Source organism: Sulfitobacter sp. 1A15299 (assembly GCF_043556915.1).
GTDB lineage: Bacteria > Pseudomonadota > Alphaproteobacteria > Rhodobacterales > Rhodobacteraceae > Sulfitobacter.
This window is the reverse complement of sequence record NZ_JBIFFJ010000025.1, coordinates 17,717-30,893: the sequence shown is the minus strand read 5'-3', so window position 1 is coordinate 30,893 and position 13,177 is coordinate 17,717. Positions and strand designations below refer to the sequence as shown.

At 62.4% G+C, this 13,177-nt stretch carries 13 protein-coding genes; 2 read left to right on the top strand and 11 right to left on the bottom strand.

Translation table 11 applies throughout. From position 1 onward, the window contains the following. Nucleotides 1-148: 148 nt before the first annotated feature. From phoB to ACGYK7_RS15860, 10 genes are all read right to left on the bottom strand, one after another. Nucleotides 149-838 (bottom strand): phosphate regulon transcriptional regulator PhoB, encoded by a 690-nt coding sequence (gene phoB / locus ACGYK7_RS15905; RefSeq protein WP_394403478.1) that lies wholly within the window; start codon nt 836-838, stop codon nt 149-151. 4 nt (nt 839-842) lie between these two features. Then, on the bottom strand, nt 843-1,550 hold the full coding sequence (phoU, locus tag ACGYK7_RS15900; protein WP_067628605.1) for a phosphate signaling complex protein PhoU: 708 nt from the start codon (nt 1,548-1,550) through the stop codon (nt 843-845). A gap of 4 nt (nt 1,551-1,554) precedes the next feature. Further along, nucleotides 1,555-2,352: a phosphate ABC transporter ATP-binding protein PstB gene (gene pstB / locus ACGYK7_RS15895; RefSeq protein ID WP_394403477.1), complete on the bottom strand. Its 798-nt coding sequence runs from the start codon at nt 2,350-2,352 to the stop codon at nt 1,555-1,557. A 15-nt stretch (nt 2,353-2,367) separates the two neighbouring features. Further along, complete coding sequence (gene pstA / locus ACGYK7_RS15890) at nt 2,368-3,723, bottom strand: phosphate ABC transporter permease PstA (RefSeq protein WP_394403476.1); 1,356 nt, start codon at nt 3,721-3,723, stop codon at nt 2,368-2,370. Further along, nucleotides 3,720-5,189, bottom strand: a complete 1,470-nt coding sequence (pstC, locus tag ACGYK7_RS15885) for a phosphate ABC transporter permease subunit PstC (RefSeq protein ID WP_394403475.1) — start codon at nt 5,187-5,189, stop codon at nt 3,720-3,722. The genes pstA and pstC overlap by 4 nt, the downstream gene beginning before the upstream one ends. Before the next feature lie 97 nt (nt 5,190-5,286). Beyond that, complete coding sequence (locus tag ACGYK7_RS15880; protein ID WP_394403474.1) at nt 5,287-6,327, bottom strand: substrate-binding domain-containing protein; 1,041 nt, start codon at nt 6,325-6,327, stop codon at nt 5,287-5,289. Nucleotides 6,328-6,465: 138 nt separating this feature from the next. Continuing rightward, nucleotides 6,466-7,518: an ATP-binding protein gene (locus ACGYK7_RS15875; protein ID WP_394403473.1), complete on the bottom strand. Its 1,053-nt coding sequence runs from the start codon at nt 7,516-7,518 to the stop codon at nt 6,466-6,468. Nucleotide 7,519: 1 nt separating this feature from the next. Further along, entirely contained in the window at nt 7,520-8,041 is a 522-nt protein-coding gene (locus ACGYK7_RS15870; protein WP_394403472.1) for a gamma carbonic anhydrase family protein, read from the bottom strand. Beyond that, nucleotides 8,038-8,685: a guanylate kinase gene (gene gmk / locus ACGYK7_RS15865; protein ID WP_394403471.1), complete on the bottom strand. Its 648-nt coding sequence runs from the start codon at nt 8,683-8,685 to the stop codon at nt 8,038-8,040. Before gmk ends, ACGYK7_RS15870 begins: the two co-directional genes overlap by 4 nt. A 3-nt stretch (nt 8,686-8,688) precedes the next feature. Then, nucleotides 8,689-9,579: a YicC/YloC family endoribonuclease gene (locus tag ACGYK7_RS15860; RefSeq protein WP_394403470.1), complete on the bottom strand. Its 891-nt coding sequence runs from the start codon at nt 9,577-9,579 to the stop codon at nt 8,689-8,691. Nucleotides 9,580-9,860: 281 nt separating this feature from the next. Here ACGYK7_RS15860 and ACGYK7_RS15855 point away from each other — a divergent pair, with 281 nt between their 5' ends. Next, complete coding sequence (locus ACGYK7_RS15855; RefSeq protein WP_394403469.1) at nt 9,861-10,520, top strand: PAS domain-containing protein; 660 nt, start codon at nt 9,861-9,863, stop codon at nt 10,518-10,520. Nucleotides 10,521-10,608: 88 nt separating this feature from the next. Here the strand turns inward: ACGYK7_RS15855 and ACGYK7_RS15850 are convergent, their stop codons facing one another. Further along, on the bottom strand, nt 10,609-11,979 hold the full coding sequence (locus ACGYK7_RS15850; RefSeq protein ID WP_394403468.1) for a class II 3-deoxy-7-phosphoheptulonate synthase: 1,371 nt from the start codon (nt 11,977-11,979) through the stop codon (nt 10,609-10,611). Between the two features lie 191 nt (nt 11,980-12,170). Between ACGYK7_RS15850 and ACGYK7_RS15845 the strand changes: the two genes are divergently transcribed. Further along, nucleotides 12,171-13,175 (top strand): GlxA family transcriptional regulator, encoded by a 1,005-nt coding sequence (locus ACGYK7_RS15845; protein ID WP_394403467.1) that lies wholly within the window; start codon nt 12,171-12,173, stop codon nt 13,173-13,175. Nucleotides 13,176-13,177: the final 2 nt, after the last annotated feature.

Below are 13,177 nucleotides of genomic sequence, written 5' to 3'. Positions count from 1 at the left end.
TCTGTATGTGCCATGTCTGTTCTCCTTGCTTTTTCAGCAAGATACCGGAAGTGTCGCAACCCAGTTTAGAATGTGCCGCGGCTACATAAGCAAAACCGATAATCAGTATTATGTAAATAAAACGCGTCCTGAGAGGAGCTACAACGGTTTAACCCAAGGCATAACCCGCGCCACGCACGGTTCGGATCGGGTCTTCGCCGCCCTCGCGGGTCAGTGCTTTGCGCAGCCGCGCAATATGAACGTCCACGGTGCGCGTATCGACATAGATGTCGCGGCCCCAGACGTGATCGAGCAGTTGGTCGCGGCTGAACACGCGACCGGGTTTTTCCAGCAGCGTCGTCAGCAGCCGATACTCCGTCGGCCCTAGTTTCAGCTCATTGCCCGCACGGCTCACGCGGTGACGCTCTGGGTCGAGCTGGATGTCGTCAAAGCTCAGGAGCGCGCCAGCGGCTGCGGGACGTGTGCGTCGCAACTGCGTGCGCACGCGCGCCATGAGTTCGCGCAGGTTGTACGGTTTGATCACGTAGTCGTCCGCGCCGGTCTCAAGCCCTCGCACGGTATCCACTTCCTCGGAGCGTGCGGAAAGCATGATGACCGGAATGTGCCGCGTCGCCTCGCGCGATTTAAGCTGGCGGCAAACTTCGATGCCGCTCATCAAAGGCATCATCCAATCGAGGATCACCAAATCCGGCGCGGCCTCCGAGACGAGAAGCATGGCTTCTTCGCCGTCTTCGGCCCGGCGCACCTCAAAGCCTTCGGCTTCAAGGTTGTAGGCCAGTACCTCACGTTGCGCGGGTTCGTCTTCTACCAGCAGAACTTGCGGTCGTGTGACGTCCATCGTCTCAGTCCTTCGTGGTGATCGAAGTGCGGTCGGCCTTGGGACGGTCATCCTCGGGCGTTTCACCGGTCACGAGGTAGACGACCTGTTCGGCAATGGCAGTCACATGGTCGCCCATACGTTCGACGTTTTTGGCAATGAAATGCAGGTGCATACAGGCGGTGATGCTGCGCGGGTCTTCCATCATAAAGGTCAGGAATTCGCGGAAGAGCGCGTTATACATCTGGTCAACATCTTCGTCGCGGGTGATCACATCCCGCGCGAGGTCTGCGTCGCGCTGGATATAGGCGTCGAGCGCGTCTTTCAGCATCGCCTCAACCGCGCCAGCCATGCGGCGGATCGCGCCGGTGCTGTCGCTCACCGGCTCCATCTGGTTCAAGACGCTGCTGCGCTTGGCCATGTTTTTCGCATAGTCGCCAATACGTTCGAGGTTGGCGCTGATCTTGATGACGCTCAGCGTCAGACGCAGGTCGATCGCCGTGGGCGCACGCAGGGCGATGACACGGGCGGCGCTTTCGTTGATCTGCTCTTCCAGCCCGTCGATGGCCTTGTCCCCTGCCCGCACCTCATTGGCGAGCTCTTCGTCGCGGGTTTCCAGCGATTGCGCGCCGCGGCGAATGGCGTCTTCGACCAGTCCGCCCATCTTGAGGATCTGCGCCTGAACGGCTTCCAGATCGCGGTCGAATGCTGAGGCAATGTGTTGATCTGACATGATATTATCCAATACGGCCGGTGATGTAGCTTTCGGTGCGCGGATCTTGGGGCCGCGTGAAGATGTCGTCGGTGTCGCCATATTCCACGAGATTGCCGAGGTGGAAAAAGGCGGTTTTCTGGCTCACCCGCGCGGCCTGTTGCATGGAGTGGGTGACGATCACGACGGAGAAGTTCTGGCGCAATTCGTCAATCAATTCCTCGACTTGCGCGGTGGCGATGGGGTCGAGAGCCGAGCATGGTTCGTCCATCAAAAGCACTTCGGGTTCGGTCGCCACGGCGCGGGCGATGCACAGGCGTTGCTGTTGGCCGCCCGAAAGGCCGGTGCCCGGGGCGTGCAGACGGTCCTTCACCTCGTTCCAGATCGCGCCCCGGCGCAGCGCCTGTTCGACGATATCATCAAGATCGGCCTTGTTGCGGGCCAGCCCGTGAATGCGCGGGCCGTAAGCCACGTTGTCGTAGATCGACTTTGGGAAGGGGTTCGGCTTTTGAAACACCATACCCACTTTGGCACGCAGCTGCACCGGGTCGACCCGCTTGTCATAGATGTCTTCACCGTCGATACGGATGTCACCGGTCACACGGGCCGCATCAATAGTGTCGTTCATCCTGTTGATACACCGCAGAAAAGTCGATTTGCCGCAACCCGAAGGGCCGATAAAGGCAGTTACGGTCTTGTCGTTGATGTCGATGTCCACGTCGCGAATGGCGTGGCTGTCACCGTAGTAGACCTGCACGTTGCGGGCCGCGATCTTGACGGGTTGGGTTGTCACGTCACTCTCCGAATATCTGTTGTCTTTCATGGTCCCGTCCTTGGTTTACCAGCGACGCTCAAAGCGTCGGCGCAGCAGCACGGCGATGGCATTCATCGTGATCAGGAACACCAGCAAGATAATGATACCGCCCCAAGCGCGTTCATAGAAGGCGGGGTCGGCGCGTTTGGCCCATTCGTAGATCTGGGCCGGCATGGCGGAGTTCGGGGCCATGAGCCCTTCGGCGATGCTGTCGGGCGGGTTGGAGGCGATGAAGCCCACCATGCCGATCAACAGCAAAGGGGCCGTTTCGCCAAGGGCTTGGGCCAGTCCGATGATTGTGCCGGTCAGAATGCCCGGTGCCGCGAGGGGCAGCACATGGTGGAACACCGATTGCATTTTCGAGGCCCCTACCCCAAGCGCCGCGTCGCGGATCGAGGGCGGCACCGATTTCAGCGAGGCGCGGGTCGAGATGATGATCGTCGGCAGGGTCATCAGCGTCAGCACCAGACCACCCACCAGTGGGGCCGAGTTCGGCAGGTGCATGTAGTTGATGAAGACCGCAAGGCCAAGGATACCAAAGACGATCGACGGCACCGCGGCGAGGTTCGAGATGTTCACTTCGATGATGTCGGTGATCCAGTTCTTCGGTGCGAATTCTTCAAGGTAGATCGACGCGGCGACCCCGATCGGCAGCGCCAGCACCAGCACCACCAGCATCATCGCGAAAGAGCCGATCATCGACACCCCCATGCCCGCCGCTTCGGGCCGTGCGTCAGAGGCATCGGCGCCCGTGATGAAGTCGAGGTTGAACCGCTTTTCAATGCTGCCCTCGGCGACCAACGCATCCACCAGGTCAAGCTGCGCGGCGCTGATGTTCTTGTCATTGGCAATGCTCTCGCGGGTCACGCGGCCTTTGAGATAGCCATCGACACGGCTGTTGGTCAGAAACTCGAACTCGGCATTCGTGCCGATCAGATCGGGGTTGGCCAAGACATAGTTGCGCAATTGCGCGGCGGCGTCTTTCGACAGGATATCGGCCATCGCCTTGGGCTTGAGATCGGTCGCGACCTCGCCCGCTTCGACCTTGTTTTCAAAGGCAGCTTTCAGCAGCGGCGCATATCCGAAGGTCGAGACCTTCTTGATGTCTTCCAAATCGCGGTTGCCGTTTTTGTCGAGCTTGTCTTCCAGCAGCGGCACGGAGAGCGTCACATAGGTCTGCTGAAACGCGCCGGTCCCGCGTGAGATGATGGTAAAGAGCAGCGTCAGCAGCATCAGCAGGCCGATCACGATGGCAATGATGCCATAGAGCTTGAAACGGCCCTCGGCGGCGTTGCGGCGTTTGGTGCGCCCGTCTTGGACCAGCAGGGAGGCTCCGCGCGGGTCTGCGATAGGGGCTGCGGGGTTGGGGATATCACTCATTCGTACTGCTCCCGGTATTTGCGCACGATGTAGAGGGCCAGCACGTTCAGGCCCAGGGTCAGGACGAAGAGGGTCAGGCCAAGGGCGAAGGCCACCAGCGTCTCGGGGCTGGCGAAATCGCTGTCCCCGGTCAACTGGCTGACGATGCGGGTGGTGATGGTGGTCATGGCCTCCAGCGGATTGGCCGAGATGCGGGCGATGGCCCCTGCCCCCAGCACCACGATCATGGTCTCACCAATGGCGCGGCTCGCGGCCAGCAGCACGGCGCCCACGATGCCCGGCAGCGCCGCAGGCAGCACCACTTGGCGGATCGTTTCGGACTGGGTGGCACCCAGCCCGAAGGAGCCGTCGCGCAGCGATTGCGGCACCGCGTTGATGATGTCGTCCGACAGGGAGGAGACGAAGGGGATCAACATGATGCCCATCACCAGCCCGGCGGTCAGGACCGAGGTCGCCCCCGACATCCAATCGACGCCCAGAAGCCCCTCTTCCCCGCGCCCGAAGACTTGCACGAGGAACGGCCCCACGGTCAGCAGCGCGAAAAGGCCGTAGACGATCGTGGGAATGCCTGCGAGGATTTCGAGCAGCGGCTTGGCCGTGGCGCGCACCTTTGGGCCTGCATATTCACTCAGATAGATCGCGGCGAAAAGCCCGATGGGCACGGCCACCAGCAGCGCGATGAGCGAAATATAAAGCGTGCCCCAAAGCAACGGCAGGATCGACAGGTCACTGTCGCCGCGGAAATTGGGTGCCCAGGAGGAGCCGAAGAAGAAGTCGGTCCATGGATGCAAGTTGAAGAAATTGATCGTCTCGAAGAGCATCGACAACACGATGCCAACGGTGGTCAGAATGGCGAGCGACGCCGCAAGGATCAGCAGCGCTTTCACGCCGCCTTCGACCCGGTTGCGGGCGCGGAAGGTGGCCGTGGTTTCGCGGTAGACCATGGCCAACCCAGCCAAGGCAATCAGCGCCACGATGATGTTGCGCCAGAAATTGCCCGTCGCCGTCATCTCACGGTAGGCCTGCGCGGCTTGCAGCACTTCGGGGCTGATCTCGGCTCCCAAGGCAATGCCCTGTTCGCCCAGCCAAGTGCGCAGGTCTTCGGCTGCGGAAAGGTCGGTCGCATCCGCTGCGCTAAGCGCGCCGGAAGAGACGGCCGCGTCCAGCCCATCGGCCAGACGGCGCACATCGCTCATGATCAGATTGACGGAGGAGCCTTCGGGCACGACCTCGGCGGGGATCATATCGACCACCGAAGATTGCACCAGCATCGGCTGGATCAGCAGCCAGAGCCCTAGAACCAAAAGTGCGGGCACCGCCACGCTCATCACCGCGTTGTAGCCGTAGTAGCTGGGCAGCGAATGCAGCTTGCGGCTGTCGCCTTGGGCAGAGGCCAAAGCTCGACGCCGCGCAAGGAAATACCCGCCCAGTGCCAGCGCCGCGATCAAGATGACCAGCGGCAGCACCGCACTTGTTGTCAGTATTTGTCCCACATGTCCCCCGGTGGATCAAAAAGCGAAAAACCGGGGGCAGTCACCCGCCCCCGGCGATAGTGGTAAAGGCTTAGGAGCCGCTGCCCATCACGGTTTCATCGGCAACCACGGACTGGGTGTCGGCCAGTTCAGGGTCCGAGACCAGACCGTATTCGGCCAGCGGGCCGTCGGGGCCGGCAACTTCGTCGGCGACGAAGAACTCAGCGTATTCCTTCAGGCCGGGGATCACGCCGATGTGGGCTTTCTTGACGTAGAAGAACAGCGGGCGCGACACGGGGTAGTCACCCGAGGCAATGCTCTCGGTGGTCGGCTCGACGCCGCCCATGGTGGCAACTTGCAGCTTGTCGGTGTTGTTCTCGTAGAAGGCCAGACCGAAGACGCCGATGCCGTCTTGGTTGCTTTCGATGCGCGCCAGCGTCTCGGTGTAGTCGCCGTCGATGTCCACGGACTTGCCGTCGGTGCGCAGGCTGATGCATTTTTTCTCAGCCGCTTTCTCATCGCCGCCCGCCGCTTCGGCGAAAACTTCAAGATCGCCGGTCTCTTCGCAGCCCGCAAGGATCACTTTTTCCTCGAAAACTTCGCGCGTGCCGTGTTTGGTGCCGGGGATGAAGGCTTGGATCGGCTGCGCGGGGAAGTCGGGGTTGACCTGATCCCATGTGGTATAGGGGTTCTCGGTCACTTCGCCATCGACGACGACTTTGGCGGAGAGGGCTTTGTACCAATCGACCGGCGTGAACGCGAAGGTCTCGCCATTGATGTCGGAGGCGAAGACGATGCCGTCATAGCCGATGCGCACTTCGATGATGTCGGTCACGCCGTTCTCGGCACAGGCCGCCACTTCGGCGTCTTTGATCTGGCGCGAGGCATTGGCCACGTCGATGGTGTTCTCGCCCACGCCTTCGCAGAAACGCTTGAGGCCAGCCGAGGAGCCACCTGATTCCACAACCGGTGTCGGGAAGTCGAAGTTCTCGCCAAAGGCTTCGGCGACAATGGAGGCATAGGGCAGCACGGTCGAGGAACCGGCAACCTGTACTTGGTCACGCGCGGCAGCGGCGGTTGCGGATACGGCGGCAATCGCCAGGGCGGAAGTGGTGAGTTTTGCGAGTGACATGATATCTCCTGTCAGATGCGAATTGGTGACCACCCCATGGTGATCTGCGCCCCGTCTATGAAGGCGGTGCTGTGCTTTTGTGACAGCAACGTTACAGTTTCATGACAGTCGGCGTGAATCACCAAATTTCTGCAAAAATCAGTCAGAACCCGCTTTCATCGGCAAAATCACGCGAAATTCGGCCCCTTCGCCGGGGGTGCTGGTGATCTTGAGCCGCCCGCGGTGGCGATTCATGATATGTTTGACGATGGCCAGACCCAGCCCCGTTCCGCCAAGCGCGCGGCTGCGGTGGCTGTCAACCCGGTAGAACCGTTCGGTCAGCCGCGGCAGGTGGATCGCGTCGATCCCGGGGCCATGGTCGCGCACGCTTACGTAAACCGCGGGGCCACGCATCGCCGGGTCATGGGCTGTGTGCGCGACCGAAATCTCGACCCGGTTGTCGCGCCCGCCGTATTTGATCGCGTTCTCGATAAGGTTGGTAAAGACCTGCACCAACTGATCTGCATCGCCCAGCACAGAGGCCGGTGCATCGCCCAGTTTGGGCGCCAGCGTCACATTGCTGTCCACCGCCAGCGGCGCGAGGTTGCGCAGGGTCCCGCGCAGCACATCGCGCAGATCAACCGGCGCCTCGGGGCGCACGCGCTCTTCGGCTTCGACCCGGCTGAGCGACAAAAGCTCGCCCACCAGCCGGTTCATCCGTTCGGCCTCTTGCGCCATGATCCCCAGAAACCGCTCGCGCGCCGCCGTGTCGTCGCGTGCCGGGCCTTGTAGCGTCTCAATGAACCCGATGAGCGCGGTGAGCGGGGTGCGCAGCTCATGGCTCACGTTGGCCACGAAATCGCGGCGCATTTGGCCTGCCTGCGCCATCTCCGTCACATCGTTGAAACTGAGCAGGACAATCCCGTGGTCCCCCACCGGGCGCAGGCTGACGTCATAGGTGGTGCCATGTTCGCCGCCGATGCTGGTAAAGCGCGCTTGGCAGGGGCCCGCGCCCGCGAGACAGCGCTCGACCGCTTCGACCAGCCCCGGCTGGCGCAGCGCGGTGACGAAATGGCGGCCCAGCAGCCCCTTGCCCAGCAAATCCTCGGCGGGCGCGTTCAGAACGGTGATCCGCTCTTCGGCATTGATGGCAACGCTTGGCAGCGGCAGGGCCGCCACCACATCGGAAAGGGTTACGGCGGTGCTGCCCATGTCAGAGCGGTTCAAGATCGCGGCGGAAGCGCGTGGCGTTCTCGGCATAGTGTTTGGCACTCGCGGTCAGCCGCTGGATCGCTTGCGCATCAAGCTCACGCACCACTTTGCCCGGCACACCCATGACGAGCGACCCATCGGGGATCACCTTGTTTTCGGTGATCAGCGCCCCTGCCCCGATCAAGCAGTTCTTACCGATCTTGGCACCATTCAGCACCGTGGCCCCCATCCCGATCAAAGTGTTGTCGCCGATGGTGCAGCCATGCAGCATGACCTTATGGCCGATGGTGCAATCTTCGCCCACGGTCAGCGGATAGCCCATATCGGTGTGAAAGACGCAGTTCTCCTGCACATTGCTGCCGCGCCCCACGGTGATCATCTCATTGTCGCCGCGCAGGGTGCTGCCGAACCAGACAGAGGCTTCGGGGCCGAGTGTCACCTTGCCGATGACATTGGCATCAGGCGCGACCCATGCATCGGGGGAGACTTCGGGGCGGGCATCGGCGAGGGCGTAGAGGGTCATTTCAATTCCTCGAATTCGGATTGCAGACGGCGAACGTGATCCTTGATGGCGGGCTGTTGGCTCAGCCGCAGCCGGGCGGCGGTGATGATGGATTTCAGCCGCGCCTCCGTCTGGTCAAGGTCGTCGTTGACGAGCACAAAGTCATAGCCGTCCCAGTGGCTGATCTCATCCCAGCTTTTGCCCATGCGCTTGGCGATGGTGGCGGCATCGTCCTGCCCCCGGCTCTCCAAACGGCGTTTCAATTCGGTGATCGAGGGCGGCAGCAGGAAGATCGACAGCGTGTGCGTGTTTAGATCCGAGTTGCGGATCTGCTGTGCGCCCTGCCAGTCGATGTCGAAAAGAATGTCCTGCCCCTCACTGATCGCTGCCTGCACGGGGGCTTTGGGGGAGCCGTAGAAATTGCCAAAGACATGGGCGTGTTCCAGCATTTCGCCCTCAGCCACGGCCTGCCGGAACTCCTCTTCGCCGACAAAGCGGTAATCCTTGCCGTCCTCTTCGCCCGGACGGGGGGCGCGGGTGGTGGCGGAGACCGAGAAGTTGATCGTCGGATCCCATGCGCGCAGGGCGCGGGCCATGGTCGATTTGCCCGCCCCGGAGGGGGAACTGAGGATGATCAGAAGGCCGCGTCGGCTTGGGTTTGTCACGTCTTACTCCACATTTTGCACTTGTTCGCGCATTTGGTCGATCACCGCCTTCAGGGCCAGACCGACGGTCGTCAATTCGGTGCTCTGCGCCTTGGAACAGAGCGTGTTGGCTTCGCGGTTGAACTCCTGCATCAGGAAATCCAGCTTGCGCCCAACCGGCCCGCCCTGCCCGATCAGCGCGCGCGCGGCGGCGACATGGGCGGCAAGGCGGTCGATCTCTTCGGTGACATCGGCTTTGACCGCGATCAGGGCCAGCTCCTGCGCCACCCGGTCCGCATCCGCGCCCTCGCTGTTGTCGAGCACGCGCGCCAGGTTGCGGCGCAATTGGGCAGCGGTCTCTTCCTTGCGGGCCTCGGCCAAGGCTGCGGCTTCGGCGGCGCGGTTTTCGATCTCGGTCAACTGCTCTTGCATCACACGGGCCAGCGCCGCGCCTTCCTGCGCGCGCATCTCGTTGAAATCACGCAACAGGGTCGGGACTTCCGCCAGCAAAGCGGCGCGCAGCGCGCCGATGTCCTGCGCCTGATCGGCCTGTTCCAGCACGCCGCGCATGGTCAGAATGTCGCTCGCCCGCGAGGGCGCCAGCGACACACCGGCATCCATCGCACGGGCTTCGATCTCATGCAGGGCCGTTAACAGCGTGTCGACATGCGCCTCGTTGATCTGCAAGCTGCCGTCACTGTCGGCCGAGGAGATGCGCAGGTTGCAGGTGATATTGCCCCGCGCCACCTTTGCCGAAATCTGCTTGCGCAGGGCGGCCTCGAGCCCCTCAACCCAATCGGGCACGCGCAGCCGCAGGTCGAGCCCCTTGCCGTTGACCGCGCGCAGCTCCCAAGACCAGCTCCAACCCTCCAAAGCGCCGGAGGCTGAGGCGAAACCTGTCATGGACCTGATCATCGGCGCGTTCCTTGCGAGGGCGGACATGCCCTGCCTTACGGCGAAACCCCCGCGAGGGGCAAGCCCCCGGCCCCTCGGTCCGGCGGTTCGCGTGGCGCAGGCGTTAACCACTTCAGCGAAAGCGGGACGAATTCCTTAACCGCCTGCGGTATTAATGATTTGGTAATGTTTTCGGCCGCATTGTGCCGCTGTCGTTGCAAGAACGGCTGCTGTATTGGCCAAGTCCTTAGGGGTGAGTTTCGATGGGCAATACAAGCCACACCGCGCAGAATGTTGTCGCCATGTCAGATCATCGGACGCATGTTGGCTATGGGCCGCTGGCGCAGGTCGAAGCCTATTGGGAAGCCCTGCGCGGCAACAGATTGATGCCGCGGCGGTCCGATATCGACCCGCGCGGGATCGAACAGGCATTGCAATATGCCTTCATCCTCGAACGTGTCGCCGTGGGCGTCGGACGGTTGCGGATCGCGGGCGGCCATCTGCGTGACCTCATGGGGATGGAGGTGCGCGGCATGCCGATCACCGCCTTTTTCAGCACAGAGGCGCGCCCCTGCGTCAGCGAGGCGCTGGAAGAAGTGCTTCAGATGCCGGGCCAGACCACGCTGCATTTGGCTGCGGCGGCGGCCTATGGGCGGCCTGCGTTGACGGGGCGGATGTTGCTCTTGCCGCTAAAAAGCGATCTGGGCGATGTCAGCCGGGTGCTGGGCTGTCTCGTCGTGCTGGGGCAGATCGGCCAAACCCCGCGGCGCTTCGGTCTGGCGCAGGCCACGCGGCACAGCGCCTTTGGGCGGCTGGCCAAACCTGTGCGCTTTGCCGATCCGCTGCATGAACCGCTTTTGCCACGCGACACCGGTTTTGCAGAGCCGAAAGCGCGCTTCACCACCGCCCCGCCGGGTGACATCCCGCCCTATCTGCGTCTGGTGAAGTCAGAGCAGGAATAGCCCGTCCGCCGCCCTCGGAACGCGAAAACGCCGCCTCGGAAAACGGGACGGCGTTTCTTTCGTCACAATCAAGCGCAGGCCGAAGCCGTTACCCGGCGGCCCGCGCCGTCTGTGCCACGCGGCGGTTCGACAGTTCCTCGGCCACGAGGAAGGCCAGTTCCAGCGACTGGCTGGCGTTGAGCCGCGGGTCGCAGGCTGTGTGGTAACGGTCCGACAGGTCTTCGTCGCTGACCGCCCGCACACCGCCGGTGCATTCGGTCACGTCTTGGCCGGTCATCTCGAAATGCACACCGCCGGGGACGGAGCCTTCGGCGTTATGCACGGCAAAGAACTCATGCACTTCGCGCAGCACGGAATCGAAAGGCCGGGTCTTGTAGCCCGTCGAGGATTTGATCGTGTTCCCGTGCATCGCGTCACAGGTCCAGACGACATTGGCGCCCTCTTCCTGAACGGTCTTGATCAAACGCGGCAGGTGATCGCCCACCTGCCCCGCACCAAAGCGCGAGATCAGGGTGAGACGGCCCTCTTCATTCTCGGGGTTCAGCTTGGCCATCAACTGTTTGAGGTCATCGCTGGTCATCGAGGGGCCACATTTCAGGCCGATCGGGTTTTGCACGCCGCTGGCAAACTCCACATGCGCCCCGTCGGGCTGTCGCGTGCGGTCGCCGATCCAGATCATGTGACCCGAGCCTGCAAGCCACTTGCCGGTCTGGCTGTCGCGGCGGCAAAGCGCCTCCTCATACTCCAACAGCAGCGCCTCGTGGCTGGTGTAGAACTCCACAGATTGCAGCGTATGCGCGGTTTCGGCAGTGACCCCGGCGGCGGCCATGAAATCAAGCGTGTCGGAGATGCGGTTGGCGATCTCGCGGTATTTCTCGGCCTTTTCGTCGTCGGTGAACCCCAGCGTCCAGCCGTGGACCTGATGCACGTCGGCGTAACCCCCGGTCGAAAACGCGCGCAACAGGTTCAGCGTGGCGGCGGCCTGCGTATAGGCGCGCAGCATCTTCTGCGGGTCGGGGATGCGCGCCGCTTCGTTGAAGGCCAGATCGTTGATGATGTCGCCGCGGTAGCTGGGCAGTTCCACGCCATCCACCACTTCGGTCGGGGCCGAGCGCGGCTTGGCGAATTGGCCGGCCATGCGCCCCAGTTTGATCACCGGCACCTTGGCCCCATGGGTCAGCACGATGGCCATCTGCAACATCACCTTGAAGGTGTCGCGAATGGCGTCCGAGCTGAATTGCTCAAAGCTCTCCGCGCAGTCGCCGCCCTGCAAAAGGAAGGCGTCGCCACGGCCCGCGGCCGCCAGATGTTTCTTCAACCGGCGGGCTTCGCCTGCAAAAACGAGGACCGGATAGCGTGCCAACTGTGCCTCAACCGCTTCCAATGCGGCTTGGTCAGGGTAATCGGGCATCTGGACGCGCGGTTTGCTGCGCCAGCTCGAGGTGCTCCAGTCTGTCATCTTTCTACTCCGCTCCACAGCGCCGAGTGTCGGCGCTTCGTGATCTTTCTCTATACAAAGGCGCGGGGAAAGTGACCAGAACCGAAATGCGCCCTATTGACGTGGCGACAGGCCCGTGGGCAATGTTTCCGGCAAGTTCTGGCGGCCATGGCACTTGTCGGCAGAGACGACCTGAAGAGAAAGACGCCGTGATGTCCCAACCGCGCCCGGCCACCCGCATGCCCCCCCAGACCGACAAGCCGCGGCGCTTCGTCTTTGTGTTGTTGGAGAATTTCACGCTGCTGAGTTTTGCCTCGGCGGTGGAGTGTCTGCGGATCACCAACCGTATGCTCGAACGCGAGGTCTATGAATGGCGGGTCGTGGGCGAAAGCGGTGAGACCTGTGCAAGCTCCTCCGGCGCAGTTTTCGCGTTGGACGGCGGGCTTGAGGAGTTGGGCCGCGACGATACCATCATGATCTGCGGCGGCATCGGCGTGCAGGCCGCGACCACCAAAAAGCTGCTGGCATGGCTGCGCCGCGAGGCGCGCAAGGGGCTGGTTGTCGGCGGGCTGTGCACCGCGGCGCATACGCTGGCCAAGGCGGGGCTGCTCGACGGCAAACGCGCGACGATCCACTGGGAGAATCAGGACAGTTTCGGCGAGGAATTCGAAGAGGTAATTCTGACGAAATCTGTCTTCGTGGTCGACGGCAACCGGCTGACCACGGCGGGCGGCACCTCTTCTTTGGACATGATGCTGAAACTCATCGCTGATGATCACGGTGAGGAGACGGCCAATGCCGTGGCGGATCAGCTCATTTATTCCTCGATCCGCACCGATCAAGACACGCAACGCCTGTCGGTGCCCACGCGAATCGGCGTGCGGCATCCCAAGCTTTCCCAAGTGATCCAGCAGATGGAGCGCAACATCGAAGAGCCGATCAGCCCCTCCATCCTCGCCCGTGACGTGGGCATGTCGACCCGGCAGCTAGAGCGTTTGTTTCGCCGCTACCTCAACCGCAGCCCAAAACGGTATTATATGGAGCTGCGGCTACAAAAGGCGCGCAACCTGTTGATGCAAACGGATATGAGCGTGATCAACGTGGCACTGGCCTGCGGCTTTGCCTCGCCCTCGCATTTTTCGAAATGCTACCGGGCGCACTACCAGACCACGCCCTATCGCGAACGCGGCAGCCAATCCACCCGGCAGCCCGCCTGAGG

What these genes read in the sequence shown, in the direction of transcription:
- phoB (WP_394403478.1), bottom strand. Translation starts at nt 838, where the DNA reads ATGGACGTCACACGACCGCAAGTTCTGCTGGTAGAAGACGAACCCGCG.
- phoU (WP_067628605.1), bottom strand. Translation starts at nt 1,550, where the DNA reads ATGTCAGATCAACACATTGCCTCAGCATTCGACCGCGATCTGGAAGCC.
- pstB (WP_394403477.1), bottom strand. Translation starts at nt 2,352, where the DNA reads ATGAAAGACAACAGATATTCGGAGAGTGACGTGACAACCCAACCCGTC.
- pstA (WP_394403476.1), bottom strand. Translation starts at nt 3,723, where the DNA reads ATGAGTGATATCCCCAACCCCGCAGCCCCTATCGCAGACCCGCGCGGA.
- ACGYK7_RS15880 (WP_394403474.1), bottom strand. Translation starts at nt 6,327, where the DNA reads ATGTCACTCGCAAAACTCACCACTTCCGCCCTGGCGATTGCCGCCGTA.
- ACGYK7_RS15875 (WP_394403473.1), bottom strand. Translation starts at nt 7,518, where the DNA reads ATGGGCAGCACCGCCGTAACCCTTTCCGATGTGGTGGCGGCCCTGCCG.
- ACGYK7_RS15870 (WP_394403472.1), bottom strand. Translation starts at nt 8,041, where the DNA reads ATGACCCTCTACGCCCTCGCCGATGCCCGCCCCGAAGTCTCCCCCGAT.
- ACGYK7_RS15860 (WP_394403470.1), bottom strand. Translation starts at nt 9,579, where the DNA reads ATGATCAGGTCCATGACAGGTTTCGCCTCAGCCTCCGGCGCTTTGGAG.
- ACGYK7_RS15855 (WP_394403469.1), top strand. Translation starts at nt 9,861, where the DNA reads ATGTCAGATCATCGGACGCATGTTGGCTATGGGCCGCTGGCGCAGGTC.
- ACGYK7_RS15850 (WP_394403468.1), bottom strand. Translation starts at nt 11,979, where the DNA reads ATGACAGACTGGAGCACCTCGAGCTGGCGCAGCAAACCGCGCGTCCAG.
- ACGYK7_RS15845 (WP_394403467.1), top strand. Translation starts at nt 12,171, where the DNA reads ATGTCCCAACCGCGCCCGGCCACCCGCATGCCCCCCCAGACCGACAAG.